We start from the raw sequence: 13,351 nt of genomic DNA, 5'->3' as shown, positions 1-13,351 counted from the left end.
CCCCGCCGTCGCGGGGGTCGGGGCGGTACTGGTGCCGTGCAATTGGCACTCTACCCACGAGAGTGCCAAGCCTTCAACGAGACCCCCGAACCGATCACCATCCGGGAACCGTATTCAGGGCATGTCCACGTTGACGCGCCGAACGCTGCTGCTCGCCGGGGTGGCGGGAGTCACAGCGTTCTCGGTCGCCGCCTCGGCCCGGCCGGGCGACCCTTTCACACTCGGTGTGGCCTCGGGCGACCCGGCACCCGACGGAGTGGTCCTGTGGACGCGGCTGGCCGTCGATCCGCTCGCCGACGACGGCCTGGGAGGCATGCCGGCCCGTCCGATCGAGGTCCAGTGGCAGGTCGCGCAGGACGAACGATTCACCCGAATTGTTCAGCGCGGCTCCACCACGGCTCGACCTGAGGAGGCGCACAGCGTCCACGTGGAACTCGTCGGGCTGGAGCCCGGCCGCGAGTACTTCTACCGCTTCAAGGCACTCAACCACCTCTCGCGGACGGGCCGTACGCGCACGACACCTCCTCCTGGCTCGTTGCAGGTACCGCTGACGATGGCCTTCGCGTCGTGCGCGCAGTACGAGCACGGCTACTTCACGGCCTACCGAAGACTCGCGGAGGACGAGCCCGACCTGGTGCTGCACCTCGGCGACTACACATACGAGTACGAGAGCGGCATCCACGTCGCCCCGAGCGGCAACGTCCGGCACGTCGAGGGCCCGACCACCACGACGCTCGCCGGCTACCGGCGGCGGCAGGCCCAGTACAAGACCGACCCCGACCTGCAGGAAGCGCACGCCGTGGCGCCGTGGTCGGTGATCTGGGACGACCACGAGATCGACAACAACTGGGCGGGGCTGCTGCCGGACCAGCCGCAGCCGGACTTCCCCGCGCGGCGGGCCGCGGCCATTCAGGCCTACTACGAGAACATGCCTTTGCGCAGGTCACCAAGGCTGTACCGGCGGATCGGCTGGGGCTCGCTCGCGACGTTCCACATGCTCGACACCCGCCAGTACCGGACCGACCAGGCCTGCGGCGACGGGTTGCAGCTCTGCCCGGAACGGCTGGAGCCGGAACGCACGATGCTCGGCGCCGCGCAGGAGGAGTGGCTGTTCGACGGCTTCCGCGGCTCGCGGGCGCGCTGGGACGTGCTCGGGCAGCAGGTGTTCTTCTCGCAGTACGACTACATCCCCGGCGAGGTCGACAAGTTCCTGCTCGACGCGTGGGACGGCTACGTCGCCGACCGGGACCGGGTCGTGACGGCGCTCGCGGACGTGCGGAACCCGATCGTGCTGACCGGGGACGTGCACGCGGCGTGGGGTGCGGAGGTCAAGGAGCGGTGGGACGACCCGTCGTCGAAGACCTTGGCGACCGAGCTCGTGACCACGTCGATCACGGCCGGTGGCGACGGGTCGGAGGAGTACGCCGAGACACCGCTGTGGCTGCGCGAGAACCCGCACGTGAAGTACTTCAACAACCGGCGCGGGTACACCGTGAGCCGCTTCACGCCCGATGAGCTGCGCACGGACTTCCGCGGGCTGGACTACGTGACGCGGCCGGGTTCGCCTGTCCGCACCAAGGCGTCGTTCGTCGTGGAGGATCGCGTCCCAGGGCTTCACAGGCTCTAGGGAGTGCGTTCACCTCACCGCCACCCTGGTGCGTGAGGGTCGGACCATGACTCGAGTGACGCGACGCACGCTCCTCGTCGGAGGACTTGCGCTCACCACCGTCGGCGCGGGGTCGGCAAAGCTCGTCGACCCGTTCACCCTCGGCGTCGCTTCCGGCGACCCGACCTTCGACAGCGTGGTCCTGTGGACCCGCCTGGCACCCACCCCTCTCGCGGAGGACGGAGCGGGCGGCATGCCGTCCCGCGTCGTCGAGGTGAAGTGGGAGATCGCATTGGACGAGCGGTTCCGGCTCGTCGTCCGTCGCGGCAAGGCCTGCGCACGGCCAGAGGAAGGCCACAGCGTGCACGTGGACGTGCGTGGGCTTCTGCCTGGCCGCGAGTACTTCTACCGCTTCTCCGCCGAAGGGCACGTGTCGAGGACCGGCCGTACGCGCACGGCGCCGGCACCGTGGGCGTTGGGCAGCGGGCTCACGATGGCGTTCGCCTCCTGCTCGCAGTTCGAGCACGGCTACTTCACCGCGTACCGGCGACTGGCCGAGGACCAGCCGGACCTGGTGCTGCACCTCGGCGACTACCAGTACGAGTACACGAAGGGCGCGTACGTGGCGCCGGGCGGCAATCCGCGCGACCACGAGGGACCGGAGACCGAGACGCTGGCCAACTACCGGCAGCGGCACGCGCAGTACAAGACGGATCTGGATCTGCAGGAAGCGCACGCCGTGGCGCCGTGGGCGGTGGTCTGGGACGACCACGAGATCGACAACAACTGGGCGGACGAGGTCTACGAAAAGCCCCAGATCCCGCAACCGAACTTCCTGGCGCGGCGGGCGGCGGCGTTCCAGGCCTACTACGAGAACATGCCGATCAGGAACAAGCCTTCCGGGATCGACCTGCAGCTCTACCGGCGGCTGCAGTGGGGCGGGCTGGCGAACTTCCACCTGCTCGACACCCGGCAGTACCGCGACGACCAGGCGTGCGGTGACGGAGTGAAGGCGTGTCCTGAGCGGTTGGAGCCGACGCGCACGATCACCGGTGCCGCGCAGGAGAAGTGGCTGCTGGACGGGCTGAAGCGCTCGCACGCGCGTTGGGACGTGTTGGGACAGCAGGTGTTCTTCTCGCAGCTCGACTTCACGCCTGGTGCCGGCGAGACCAACAACATGGACGCGTGGGACGGCTACGCCGCGAACCGCGACCGTGTGGCCGCAGGGTTCTCCCGCACGCGCAACACCGTCGTGCTCACCGGTGACGTGCACGCGGCGTGGGCGGCCGACGTCAAGGAACGCTGGAACGACCCGACCTCGCGCACGGTCGCGACGGAGCTGGTGTCGACGTCGATCACGTCCGGCGGTGACGGCTCGGAGACCCGTGCGGAGACTCCGGCGATGCTGGCCGAGAACCCGCACGTGAAGTACTACAACAACCGGCGCGGGTACGTGCGGACCCGCTTCACCGCACGTGAGGTGCGGGCGGACTTCCGCGGCCTCGACTACGTGTCGAGGCCCGGAGCTCCGGTGACGACGAAGGCGTCCTTCGTCGTCGAAGACCGGAACCCCGGGCTGAACAGCGTCTAGAAGATCTGGACCGTGCTGACCGGAAGGCCCGGCGTGGTCGAGATGTCCATCGGGGACGGCTTGGCGCCCGCCGCGACGAGGTGGGCGCCGAGCGCCGCGATCATCGCGCCGTTGTCGGTGCACAGCCGGGGCCTCGGCACGCGCAGTTCGATGCCCGCCTCGGCGCAGCGTTCGGCGGCGAGCCCGCTGAGCCGCGAGTTCGCCGCGACGCCGCCGGAGATCACCAGCGTGCCGACGTCCAGGTCCTTCGCGGCGCGGATCGCCTTGGCGGTCAGCACGTCCGCGACGGCCTCCTGGAACGACGCGGCGACGTCGGCCAGCGGGATCTCCTCGCCGGCCCGCTCGGCGCGTTCGACCCAGCGGGCGACCGAGGTCTTCAGGCCGGAGAACGAGAAGTCGTACTTCGCGTCGCGCGGGCCGGTGAGGCCGCGCGGGAACGCGATCGCGCAGCCGTTGCCCTGCTTGGCGAGCTTGTCGATGGGCGGGCCGCCGGGGTACGGCAGGTCGAGCAGCCGCGCGACCTTGTCGTACGCCTCACCGGCCGCGTCGTCCACCGTGGAGCCGATCTCGGTGATCGAGTTCGCCAGGCCGCCCTCGATCAGCAGCAGCTGCGAGTGGCCGCCGGAGACCAGCAGCGCGAGGCAGCGGTCCGGCAACGGGCCGTGCTGCAACGTGTCCGCGGCGACGTGGCCCGCGAGGTGGTTCACGCCGTAGAGCGGCTTGCCGAGCGCGGCCGCGTACGCCTTCGCGGCGGACACGCCGACCAGCAGCGCGCCGGCGAGACCCGGCCCGGCGGTGACGGCGATGGAGTGGATCTGGGAGAGCTCGACCTTCGCGGTGTCGAGCGCCCGGCGCATGGTCGGGACCAGGGCCTCGAGGTGGGCGCGCGAGGCGACCTCCGGCACGACGCCGCCGAAGCGGGCGTGCTCCTCGACGCTGGAGGCGACCTCGTCGGCGAGCAGTTCGAGCGAGCCGTCCGGACCGAGGCGGACGATGCCGAAGCCCGTCTCGTCGCAGGAGCTCTCGATGCCCAGAATCAAGCGATCAGACACTTTGTGCGGGCCTTCCCATCGTGTACGCGTCGGCACCCGACGGCTGGTAGTAGCGGCGGCGCAGGCCGAGTTGTTCGAAGCCGTGCGTCTTGTACATGGCGATCGCCGGCTCGTTGTCCGTGCGGACTTCCAGGTAGACCGGCACGTTGATCTCGTCGACGCGGGCCAGCAGATCCCTCAGCAGCGTCTTGCCGACGCCCCTGCCCTGCCAGTGCCCGATGACGGCGATCGTGTGCACGCTGGCCTCGTACTGGCTGACGGCGAGCCCGGCGTACCCGATCAGCTCGGCGTCGGCGTACGCGCCCATGTAGTAGTTGCCGTTGTCGAGCTCGCTGTGGAACGCGTTCTCGCTCCACGGGTCGTCGCCGGGGAACAACGCCAGCTCGATCTCGTGGCACCTGGGCACGTCGGCGTGCTGCAAGGGCGCGAGCGTGACGGTGCCGGTGGTCATGCCCTGGTCACCCGCTTGCGCCCGGTCGGCTCGACGGCGTCGGGACGGCGCAGGTAGAGCGGGGTGAGCGCGGCCGGGCGGGCCTTCGCGAGCACCTCGGCGGCCGCGGCGGCGACCAGGCCCTCCGGGCTCGGGTGCTTGGCTTGGAGCAGCTCCAAGCCGAGGATCTCGGCGTAGATCTCCGCACCCTCACCGGTCGCCTGGCGCACGCCCAGGGCGGGCAGCTTCTCGGCGAGGTCCTGCGGGCGCTCGACGTGCGGGCCGTCCGTGCGGCGACCGGCGGCGTCGTAGGCGGCCCAGTAGACCTCCTTGCGGCGCGCGTCCGTCGCGACGAGCAGCGGGTGACCGCTGGCGGCGTCCTTGGCGATGGCGTCGGGGGTCGCGACCGGGTAGACCGGGCGGTTGAGCGCCTGGCCGAGCGCGGCGGCGGTGGCGAGGCCGACCCGCAGACCGGTGAACGGCCCCGGACCGGCGCCGACGACGATCGCGTCGAGATCGGCGAACGTCTTCCCGGCCTCCGCGAGCGCGGCGCTGATGTGCGGGGTGAGCAGCTCGCCGTGCGCCTTGGCGTTGAGCGTCACCCGCTTCGCGAGCAGGCGCGGCGGGGAGTCTGGCGCGAGTTCGACCACACCGGCGGTGACTGCGGGGGTGGCCGTGTCGACGGCGAGCACTAGCACGATTGTCCAGAGTAGTACGAGGTCGTGTCGGTCATCCGGTCACCTCTTGTTGTCAACCGCCGGAGGCGATTCGGCGACAAGCGGTGGCCGGACGACCGACTTCCCGACGACCTCGTCGCCATCTGCGGAGCAGGGGCGATCGAACACGTGTGGCAGACCACACTTCCGATGCGTCCTCGAGGGATGGGTACGACCCTGGGGACATGTTCGCTGAACCGAGTGACCGCGAGGCCCTGCGCTTCGGTGAGAAGTCCCTGACCTACGCCGAGTTGCACCAGGCCGCGGGCACTCTGGCGGAACGCTTGAAGGGCAACACCCGCGTAGCCGTCTGGGCGACCTCGACGCTGGAAACGTGCGTTTCTGTCGTGGCGGGACTCAAAGCGGGCGTGGCGATCGTGCCGCTCAACCCCAAGCTCGGCGAGCGCGAACTGGAGCACATCCTCGGCGACAGCCAGCCCGACCTGGTGCTGCGCGACGAACCGATCGCGTTCGGCGGGCCCGGCACGTTCGACGAGCCGGGTCCGGAGACTCCGGCGCTGGTCATCTACACCTCGGGCACGACCGGGCCGCCCAAGGGCGTGGTGCTGCCCCGCCGGTCGCTGACCTCGAACATCGACGCGCTCGCCAAGGCCTGGCAGTGGACCGCGGACGACGTGCTGGTGCACGGGCTGCCGCTGTTCCACGTGCACGGCCTGGGTGTCGGCGTCCTCGGCCCGCTGCGGCTCGGCGGGGCGGTGCGGCACGTGAAGTTCTCGCCGGAGGCCATCGGCCAGGAGTTCGCGACCGGCGCCACGATGATGTTCGGCGTCCCGACGATGTACCACCGGATCGCGGAGGCCGTGGAGAACGACCAGGAGCTCGCCGACCGGTTCCGCACGGCCCGGCTGCTGGTCTCCGGAAGTGCCGCGCTGCCCGCGAGCGACCACGAGCGGATCGCGAAGGCCACCGGGCAGGGCATCGTCGAGCGGTACGGGATGAGCGAGACGCTGATGAACGTCAGCGTGCGGTTCGACGGTGATCGGCGGCCGGGCGCGGTCGGGCTGCCGGTGGACGGCGTCGACGTGCGGGTGGTGGACGAGCAGGGCCACGAGGTGAGCGGCGACGCGATCGGAGAGATCGAGGTGCGCGGGCCGAACCTGTTCCTGGAGTACCTCAACCGTCCGGACGCGACCGAGGAAGCGTTCCGGGACGGGTGGTTCAGGACCGGCGACATGGCGGTGCGCGATCCCGACGGGTACGTCCGCATCGTCGGGCGGCGGGCCACGGACCTCATCAAGAGCGGTGGCTACAAGATCGGCGCGGGCGAGATCGAGAACGTCCTGCTGGAGCATCCGTCGGTGGCCGAGGTGGCGGTGACGGGCGAGCCGGACGACGACCTGGGCGAGCGGATCGTGGCGTGGGTGGTTCCAGCGGGCGAAGCGCCGGAACCATCAGCCCTCAGCGATCATGTCGCGAAGTTGTTGTCGCCGCACAAGAGGCCGCGAGTGGTGCGCTATCTGCAGGCCCTGCCGCGCAACGAGATGGGCAAGGTCCTCAAGCGGGAGTTGTCCTGAAAGGACGGTCGCAGGGGATGGCCGACGGGCTCGTCCGGCCATCCCCCGTGACGCTCCGGACTAGCGGCCGGACGTGTTGCCGTTGCAGGCGACGTAGGACGGCGAGTGGTCGACCGTGAAGACCTCGAGCGGGCCGTTCCACTGCCACGGCGCGACACAGGCGTTGTTCAGCACGCTGATGTCGGAGCCACCGGCGGCGTGGTTGTCGTTGCACGCGGCGTAGCCGGGGGCGTGGCCCTCGTGCAGCAGCGAGATCGGGCCGTTCCACTGCCACGGCGCGGCGCAGAGGTTGTCGGCAACGCTGATGCCACCGTGGCGGTCGTGCTCGCCGGCGGAAGCGGGAGCAGCGGCCGCGAGGAGCGCGCCACCGATGACTGCGGTTGCGAAGAGCGTCTTCTTGATCATGCGGATCTCATCGGCCCGTCACGCTCTGTCCTTAATGGACGTCACCCCATGCGTCAGAAAACGTCACACAGGCAGGGGACGTGAGCTCCACTCGCCGTGCGGGATCAGCTGAGCTGTGCGAACGTCGTCGATTCCGCGCTCGAGCCGGATCAGCAGATGATCTTCGTTCAGGCGTTCCGCGACACCCTCGCCCCACTCGACGGCGACCACGGCGTCGACCAGGTCCGTGTCCAGGTCGAGGTCGTCCAACTCGTCCAGGTGACCCCCGAGCCGGTACGCGTCGACGTGCACCAGCCGCACGCCGCGCCCGTCCTCGGCAGGCTCGTGGACACGGGCGACGACGAACGTCGGCGAGGACACCCGGCCCTGCACGCCGAGGCCGCGCGCGAGCCCGCGCACCAGCGCCGTCTTGCCCGCTCCCAACGGCCCGGCGAGCAGCAGCAGGTCGCCCGCCCGCACCACTTCACCCAGCTTGCGGCCGAACTCCTCGGTGTCCTCCACCAGGGGCAGTTCGACGGTCTTCACGCTCGGCGCCACCACTTCTTCCGACTCTCTCCGCGATCGGTCGCGCAGCGTTCGACGAGCGCGACCAAGTGGTCGTTGACGAGATCAGCCTGCTCCATCATCACCATGTGCCCGGCACCGGGGGCCCGGACGAGAGTGGCGTGCGGCATCTCCTCCGCCATCCGCTCGGCGTGCGAGAACGGCGTGAGCTTGTCCGCGTCACCGCTCAGGATCAGCACCTCGCAGTGCCGCAACCCGGCGAGCGCCTTGTAGCGGTCGTGCGTGCCGAGGGTCTCCAGGAAGTCGGTGAGCACCTTCACCGTGGTCCCGTTGATCATCTTCTCCATCAGGTCCACCAGGGACGGCGCGACCTTGCGGTCACCGAACGCCAGCGCGCGGATGCCGCTCCACGTCAGGGTTTTCGTGCCCTTGCGGACCCACTCGACGAATCCGGGCTGCAGGCCCGCGAGCCGGCCGACGCCCAGCGTCACCGGGTTGTACCGCGACAGCACGGACTTCGGCAGCCCCGCACCGCCCACGGCCCCGGCGGCCGTGCCGATCAACGCGACGCCGCGCACCCGTTCCTCGAAGAGCCCTGGCTCCTTCTCGGCCAGCGCCATGATCGTCATGCCGCCCATGGAGTGGCCGACGAGCACCAGCGGGCCGTCCGGCACGACCGAGCGGATCACCGAGTCGAGGTCGAGCGCGAGCTGGTCGATCGTGCTGTTCTCGGGGGAGGACTTCCCGGAACGGCCGTGGCCGCGCTGGTCGTAGAGGACCTGGTGGACGCGCGGGTCGAGCAGTTCGGCCAGATCCCGGCGCTGGAAGTGGAAGCAGCGGCGGTCCAGCGCGAACCCGTGCACCAGCACGACCGTGATGTCCGGCTCGCCGCCGTCCGCCGGGTCGACCTCCTCGACGGAGATCGGCACGCCGTCGTCGGCGGCCACCGTCGACTCGCGATCGGGCCTCAGCTCACCGAGCGGCTCGTCGGACAGGCTGTCGGTCGCGTTCTTGCGTTCGTGCGAGACCTTCGCGGTCTGCGCCACGGCCGCGCCGGCGACGACGGCACCGACCGCGCCACCGACCCACCCGACGACCTTCCACACCGGCTTCACGTGTAGATCCTCCGCACCCGAGGGCGGTACATCCCGCAGACGATCTCGTAGTCGATCGTCCCGGTCAGCTCCGCCCACTCCGTCGCCGTCGGCTCCCCGCGGCGCCCGTCGCCGAACAGGACGACCTCGGCACCCTCCGCGATCTCGTCGTTCCCGCAGTCCACGACGATCTGGTCCATGCAGACACGGCCGACCACCGGGCGGCGTCTCCCGTCCAGGAGCACCTCCATCCGGCCGGAGAGCGCCCTCGGGACACCGTCCGCATACCCCGCCGGCACCAGTGCCAGCGTCGTGTCGGTCCGCGCTGTCCATGTCATCCCGTAGGAGACCGACTCACCTGCGGGGATACGTTTCGTGAGCGCCACGTGCGACCGGTAGCTCATGACCGGCCTCAGGTCGTGCTCGGTCGGCACCGGGTTCAGCCCGTACATCGCGATGCCGGGCCGCACGATGTCGAAGTGCAGATCGGGCCTGGTCAGCAGCGCCGCCGAGTTCGCGATGTGCCGCTTCGGGGTCAGGCCGAAGCTCCTGGCGACCTCGTAGGCGTCGTCGAACCTCTTGGCCTGCAGGTCGATGGACGGGTCGCCGATCTCGTCCGCGGACGCGAGGTGCGACCAGACGGCCACCACCTCGTGCCTGCTCGCGGCCTCGACCAGTTCGGGCCAGTCGTGCGGCTGGCAGCCGTTGCGGCTCAGCCCGGTGTCGATCTTGAGGTGGATCCGCGGCCGGGCGTCGGCCTCCTCGGCGGCGGCCTCGACCCGGCGCAGGTCCGAGAGCGAGGACACGGACATGTCGACGTCGGCCGCGAGACCGGCGGCGAGATCCTCGTCCGGCGCGTCGAGCCAGGCCAGGATCCGGGCCTGGATGCCCGCCGAGCGCAGGGCGAGGGCCTCCTGCGTCGAACAGGAACCGAGCCAGGTCGCGCCGGCTTCCAGGGCGGCGCGGGCGACCTCCACCGCGCCGTGGCCGTAGCCGTCCGCCTTGACGACGGCCATCGTCTCCGCACCGGGGGCGAGGCCGGCGAGCAACGCGACGTTGTGCCGCAGCGCACCGAGGTCGACTACCACTTCTGAACGGGCCATAACCTGTTCATCGTGCCATGACTTCGCAGCTCACAAGTGTGAGCGAGCGCTCAGGACCGGCGAAGTGCCCTGATGGCGTCAGGAATGGCCGCCATCAGGCCGGACGCGGGCACCGGAGCGCCGTCCGCGCCCAGTTCGGCGGCCAGGACGTGCAGGTGGGCACCGTAGCCCGCGGCCAGGAACGGATCCACGCCGCCCGCGAGCAGCGCGCCGATGATGCCCGACAACACGTCGCCCGAGCCGGCCGTCGCGGGCCAGGACGAGGTCGCCGAGTTGACCAGCGCCCGTCCGTCCGGCGCCGCCACGACGGTGCGATGCCCTTTGAGCAGCACCACGGCGTTGAACCGCTGAGCGGCCTTGCGGGCCGCCGCGACGCGGTCCGGGCCCACCGGACCGGCCAGGCGCGCGAACTCGCGGTCGTGCGGTGTCAGCACCAGGGCGGCGTCGGGATCGCGGGCGTCCCAGAGCGACGGGGTCGAGGCGAGCAGCGTGATGGCGTCCGCGTCAGCGATCACCGGCACCCCGGCGTCCAGCACGAACCTCACGACCTCGGCGGACGAACTGCCCGTGCCCATGCCGGGGCCGACGACCCAGGCCTGGACGCGACCGGCGTCGGTGGTCGAGCCGGTGCAGATCGTCTCGGGCCAACGGGAGCGGATCGCGTCGGCGGCCGGACCTGCGTAGCGGACCATGCCGGACGTCGCGAGCACGGCGGCACCGGTGGACAGCACCGCGGCGCCGGGATAGGTCGCGCTGCCGGCCGCCACTCCCGTGACGCCCTGGGTGTACTTGTCGTCGGACGGGCCCGGCACCGGCCAGGCGATGTCCTCGCGGTCCAGCAGCACGAAGTCCGGATCCGTTGGCCTGAGGCCGATGTCGACCAGGTGCACGTCGCCGCAGTCGGCCAGCGCGTGCACCGGCTTCAGGCAGCCGAACGTGACGGTGGTGTGCGCGCGGACGTGCGGCCCGGAGATCTCGCCGGTGTCCGGGTCGATGCCGGAAGGCAGGTCCACGGCCAGGATCGGCGCTGTGACCGTCTCGACCAGTGCCGCCGCGTCCGGCCGCAACGGGCCCCGCGCGGACAGCCCGACGATGCCGTCGATGACCAGGTCCGGAGCACCGACCTCGGAGACGATCCGACCGCCTGCCCGCCGGAAGGCCTGAAGCCCCTCGACGTGCGCCTTGGCCGGGTTGAGCAGCACCGCGGACACGGCGATTCCCCTGCGGCGCAGGAAGTAACCGGCCCACAGGGCGTCGCCGCCGTTGTTGCCCGCACCCACGAGCAACGTGACGCGGCGACGTCCGGAAAGAAGCCTGAGGGCGTGGGTGGCCACACCGAACGCGGCCTTGCGCATCAAGGAACCCGGCGGGACGACCGCCATGAGCTCCTCTTCAGCGGACTTGACGCGTTCGGTGTGCCAGACGCCTCTCACTCACTCGACGGTAACGGACTTCGCCAGGTTGCGAGGCTTGTCCACGTCGTAGCCGCGGGCGGACGCGATCTCGGCCGCGAGGATCTGCAGCGGCACCGTCGAGATGAGCGGCTGCAGCAGCGTCGGGACGGCCGGGATCTCGATCAGGTGGTCCGCGAACGGGCGCACGGTCTCGTCGCCCTCCTCGGCGATCACGATCGTGCGGGCGCCGCGGGCCTGGATCTCGCTGATGTTCGACACCAGCTTCGAGTGCAGGACGGCGCGGCCCTTCGGCGACGGCATGACCACGACGACCGGGAGGCCTTCCTCGATCAGCGCGATCGGGCCGTGCTTGAGCTCACCGGCCGCGAAGCCCTCGGCGTGCATGTAGGCGAGCTCCTTGAGCTTGAGCGCGCCTTCGAGTGCCACCGGGTAGCCGACGTGACGGCCGAGGAACAGCACCGCCTTCGAGTCCGCGAGCTCCCGGCCCAGGGCCCGGACCTGGTCGGCCGTGGCGAGCACGCGGCGCACGGCCTCGGGCATGGCCTCGAGCTCGTGGAACTCGCGGGCGACCTCGTCCGGGTACTTGGTGCCGCGGGCCTGCGCCAGGGCCAGGCCGACGAGGTAGTTCGCGGCGATCTGCGCGAGGAACGCCTTCGTCGACGCGACACCGATCTCCGGACCGGCGTGCGTGTAGAGGACGGCGTCGGACTCACGCGGGATCTGCGCGCCGTTCGTGTTGCAGACGGCCAGAACGCGGGCCTTCTGCTCACGGGCGTGGCGCACGGCCTCGAGCGTGTCCGCGGTCTCGCCGGACTGCGACACGGCGACGACGAGCGTGTCGCGGTCGAGCACCGGGTCGCGGTAGCGGAACTCGGAGGCCAGTTCGACCTCGACGGGCAGGCGGGTCCAGTGCTCGATCGCGTACTTCGCGACGAGTCCGGAGTGGTAGGCCGAACCGCAGGCGATGACGAAGACCTTGTCGACGTCGCGCAGGTCCTGGTCAGAGAGGCGCTGCTCGTCGAGGACGATCCGGCCGTTCGCGAAGTGGCCGCGCAGCGTGTTGGCCAGCGCCTCCGGCTGCTCCTCGATCTCCTTGAGCATGAAGTACTCGTGGCCGCCCTTCTCGGCGGCGCTGAGGTCCCAGTTGACCGTGAACGGCTTGGCCGCGGCGGGCTCGCCGTCGAAGTCGGTGACCTCGTAGCCGGAGCGGGTGAGCACGACCATCTGGTCCTGGCCCAGCTCGACGGCTTCCTTGGTGTGCGCGATGAACGCGGCGACGTCGCTCGCGACGAAGTACTCGTTGTCACCGACGCCGACGACCAGCGGCGAGTTGCGGCGAGCGGCGACGACCTGGTCGGGCTCGTCGGCGTGCGTGATCACGAGCGTGAACGCGCCCTCGAGCCTGCGCGCGATCTTGCGCACGCTGGCAGGCAGGTCACCCTTCGTGTCGCCCTCGGCGTAGGCGAACGCCACGAGGTGCGCGACCGTCTCGCTGTCGGTGTCGGACGCCATCTCGACGCCGAGACCTTCGATCTCGGCGCGCAGCGCGAGGAAGTTCTCGATGATGCCGTTGTGCACCACGGCGACGCGGCCGGTGGCGTCGCGGTGCGGGTGCGAGTTCTTGTCGATCGGCGCGCCGTGCGTCGCCCACCGGGTGTGGCCCATTCCGACGGTGCCCACGAAGTTGTCGCGGCCCACCTCGTCGAGCCTCGTCTCCAGGTTCTGCAGCCGTCCGGCCTTGCGTTCGACGGCGAGGTCGTCGCCTGTCACGACCGCGACGCCCGCCGAGTCGTAACCCCGGTACTCGAGGCGCCTCAGCCCGTCCAGCACGACGTCGAGCGCCGACTGGTGACCCACGTATCCCACGATTCCGCACACGGAAAACAGACTAGCTAGACCA

General features: G+C 70.5%; 12 protein-coding genes. 3 read left to right on the top strand and 9 right to left on the bottom strand.

Annotation, left to right across the window (positions count from 1 at the left end; genetic code table 11):
* Positions 1–121: 121 nt before the first annotated feature.
* Complete coding sequence (locus ACIQF0_RS39490; RefSeq protein ID WP_401038710.1) at positions 122–1,627, top strand: alkaline phosphatase D family protein; 1,506 nt, start codon at positions 122–124, stop codon at positions 1,625–1,627.
* Between the two features lie 46 nt (positions 1,628–1,673).
* Positions 1,674–3,197 carry an alkaline phosphatase D family protein gene (locus ACIQF0_RS39485; protein WP_401038708.1) on the top strand — a complete coding sequence of 508 codons (1,524 nt, stop codon included), beginning with the start codon at positions 1,674–1,676 and terminating at the stop codon, positions 3,195–3,197.
* Here ACIQF0_RS39485 and tsaD read toward each other — a convergent pair.
* From tsaD to tsaB, 3 genes are read right to left on the bottom strand one after another with little or no spacing between them, the layout of a single operon-like run.
* On the bottom strand, positions 3,194–4,249 hold the full coding sequence (gene tsaD, locus ACIQF0_RS39480; protein ID WP_401038705.1) for a tRNA (adenosine(37)-N6)-threonylcarbamoyltransferase complex transferase subunit TsaD: 1,056 nt from the start codon (positions 4,247–4,249) through the stop codon (positions 3,194–3,196). The genes ACIQF0_RS39485 and tsaD overlap by 4 nt on opposite strands.
* Complete coding sequence (gene rimI / locus ACIQF0_RS39475) at positions 4,242–4,700, bottom strand: ribosomal protein S18-alanine N-acetyltransferase (RefSeq protein ID WP_360048296.1); 459 nt, start codon at positions 4,698–4,700, stop codon at positions 4,242–4,244. The genes tsaD and rimI overlap by 8 nt, the downstream gene beginning before the upstream one ends.
* Positions 4,697–5,377 (bottom strand): tRNA (adenosine(37)-N6)-threonylcarbamoyltransferase complex dimerization subunit type 1 TsaB, encoded by a 681-nt coding sequence (gene tsaB / locus ACIQF0_RS39470; protein WP_360048298.1) that lies wholly within the window; start codon positions 5,375–5,377, stop codon positions 4,697–4,699. Before tsaB ends, rimI begins: the two co-directional genes overlap by 4 nt.
* Positions 5,378–5,580: 203 nt before the next feature.
* On the opposite strand from tsaB, the gene ACIQF0_RS39465 reads away from it, so the two are divergent.
* Positions 5,581–6,930, top strand: a complete 1,350-nt coding sequence (locus ACIQF0_RS39465) for an acyl-CoA synthetase (protein ID WP_401038702.1) — start codon at positions 5,581–5,583, stop codon at positions 6,928–6,930.
* 60 nt (positions 6,931–6,990) lie between these two features.
* Here ACIQF0_RS39465 and ACIQF0_RS39460 read toward each other — a convergent pair whose 3' ends face one another.
* The 6 genes from ACIQF0_RS39460 to glmS form a co-directional block, all read right to left on the bottom strand.
* On the bottom strand, positions 6,991–7,335 hold the full coding sequence (locus ACIQF0_RS39460) for a hypothetical protein (protein ID WP_360048301.1): 345 nt from the start codon (positions 7,333–7,335) through the stop codon (positions 6,991–6,993).
* Positions 7,336–7,398: 63 nt separating this feature from the next.
* Positions 7,399–7,860, bottom strand: a complete 462-nt coding sequence (tsaE, locus tag ACIQF0_RS39455) for a tRNA (adenosine(37)-N6)-threonylcarbamoyltransferase complex ATPase subunit type 1 TsaE (protein ID WP_245821844.1) — start codon at positions 7,858–7,860, stop codon at positions 7,399–7,401.
* Positions 7,857–8,954 (bottom strand): alpha/beta fold hydrolase, encoded by a 1,098-nt coding sequence (locus tag ACIQF0_RS39450; RefSeq protein WP_401038700.1) that lies wholly within the window; start codon positions 8,952–8,954, stop codon positions 7,857–7,859. The genes tsaE and ACIQF0_RS39450 overlap by 4 nt, the downstream gene beginning before the upstream one ends.
* Positions 8,951–10,036: an alanine racemase gene (gene alr, locus ACIQF0_RS39445; RefSeq protein WP_401038698.1), complete on the bottom strand. Its 1,086-nt coding sequence runs from the start codon at positions 10,034–10,036 to the stop codon at positions 8,951–8,953. Before alr ends, ACIQF0_RS39450 begins: the two co-directional genes overlap by 4 nt.
* A gap of 50 nt (positions 10,037–10,086) precedes the next feature.
* Positions 10,087–11,469, bottom strand: coding sequence for an NAD(P)H-hydrate dehydratase (locus tag ACIQF0_RS39440; RefSeq protein ID WP_401038695.1), 1,383 nt, complete (start codon positions 11,467–11,469; stop codon positions 10,087–10,089).
* The gene (gene glmS / locus ACIQF0_RS39435) at positions 11,470–13,329 is read right to left on the bottom strand and encodes a glutamine--fructose-6-phosphate transaminase (isomerizing) (protein WP_360048308.1); all 1,860 of its coding nucleotides are present in this window, start codon (positions 13,327–13,329) and stop codon (positions 11,470–11,472) included.
* Between the last annotated feature and the right edge of the window lie 22 nt (positions 13,330–13,351).

Source organism: Lentzea sp. NPDC092896 (genome assembly GCF_044754905.1).
Lineage (GTDB): Bacteria > Actinomycetota > Actinomycetes > Mycobacteriales > Pseudonocardiaceae > Lentzea.
This window is presented reverse-complemented; position numbering and strand designations above follow the sequence as displayed.

Coding starts and splice junctions, on each gene's coding strand:
- ACIQF0_RS39490 (WP_401038710.1), top strand. CDS start 122: ATGTCCACGTTGACGCGCCGAACGCTGCTGCTCGCCGGGGTGGCGGGA.
- ACIQF0_RS39485 (WP_401038708.1), top strand. CDS start 1,674: ATGACTCGAGTGACGCGACGCACGCTCCTCGTCGGAGGACTTGCGCTC.
- rimI (WP_360048296.1), bottom strand. CDS start 4,700: ATGACCACCGGCACCGTCACGCTCGCGCCCTTGCAGCACGCCGACGTG.
- ACIQF0_RS39460 (WP_360048301.1), bottom strand. CDS start 7,335: ATGATCAAGAAGACGCTCTTCGCAACCGCAGTCATCGGTGGCGCGCTC.
- alr (WP_401038698.1), bottom strand. CDS start 10,036: ATGGCCCGTTCAGAAGTGGTAGTCGACCTCGGTGCGCTGCGGCACAAC.
- ACIQF0_RS39465 (WP_401038702.1), top strand. CDS start 5,581: ATGTTCGCTGAACCGAGTGACCGCGAGGCCCTGCGCTTCGGTGAGAAG.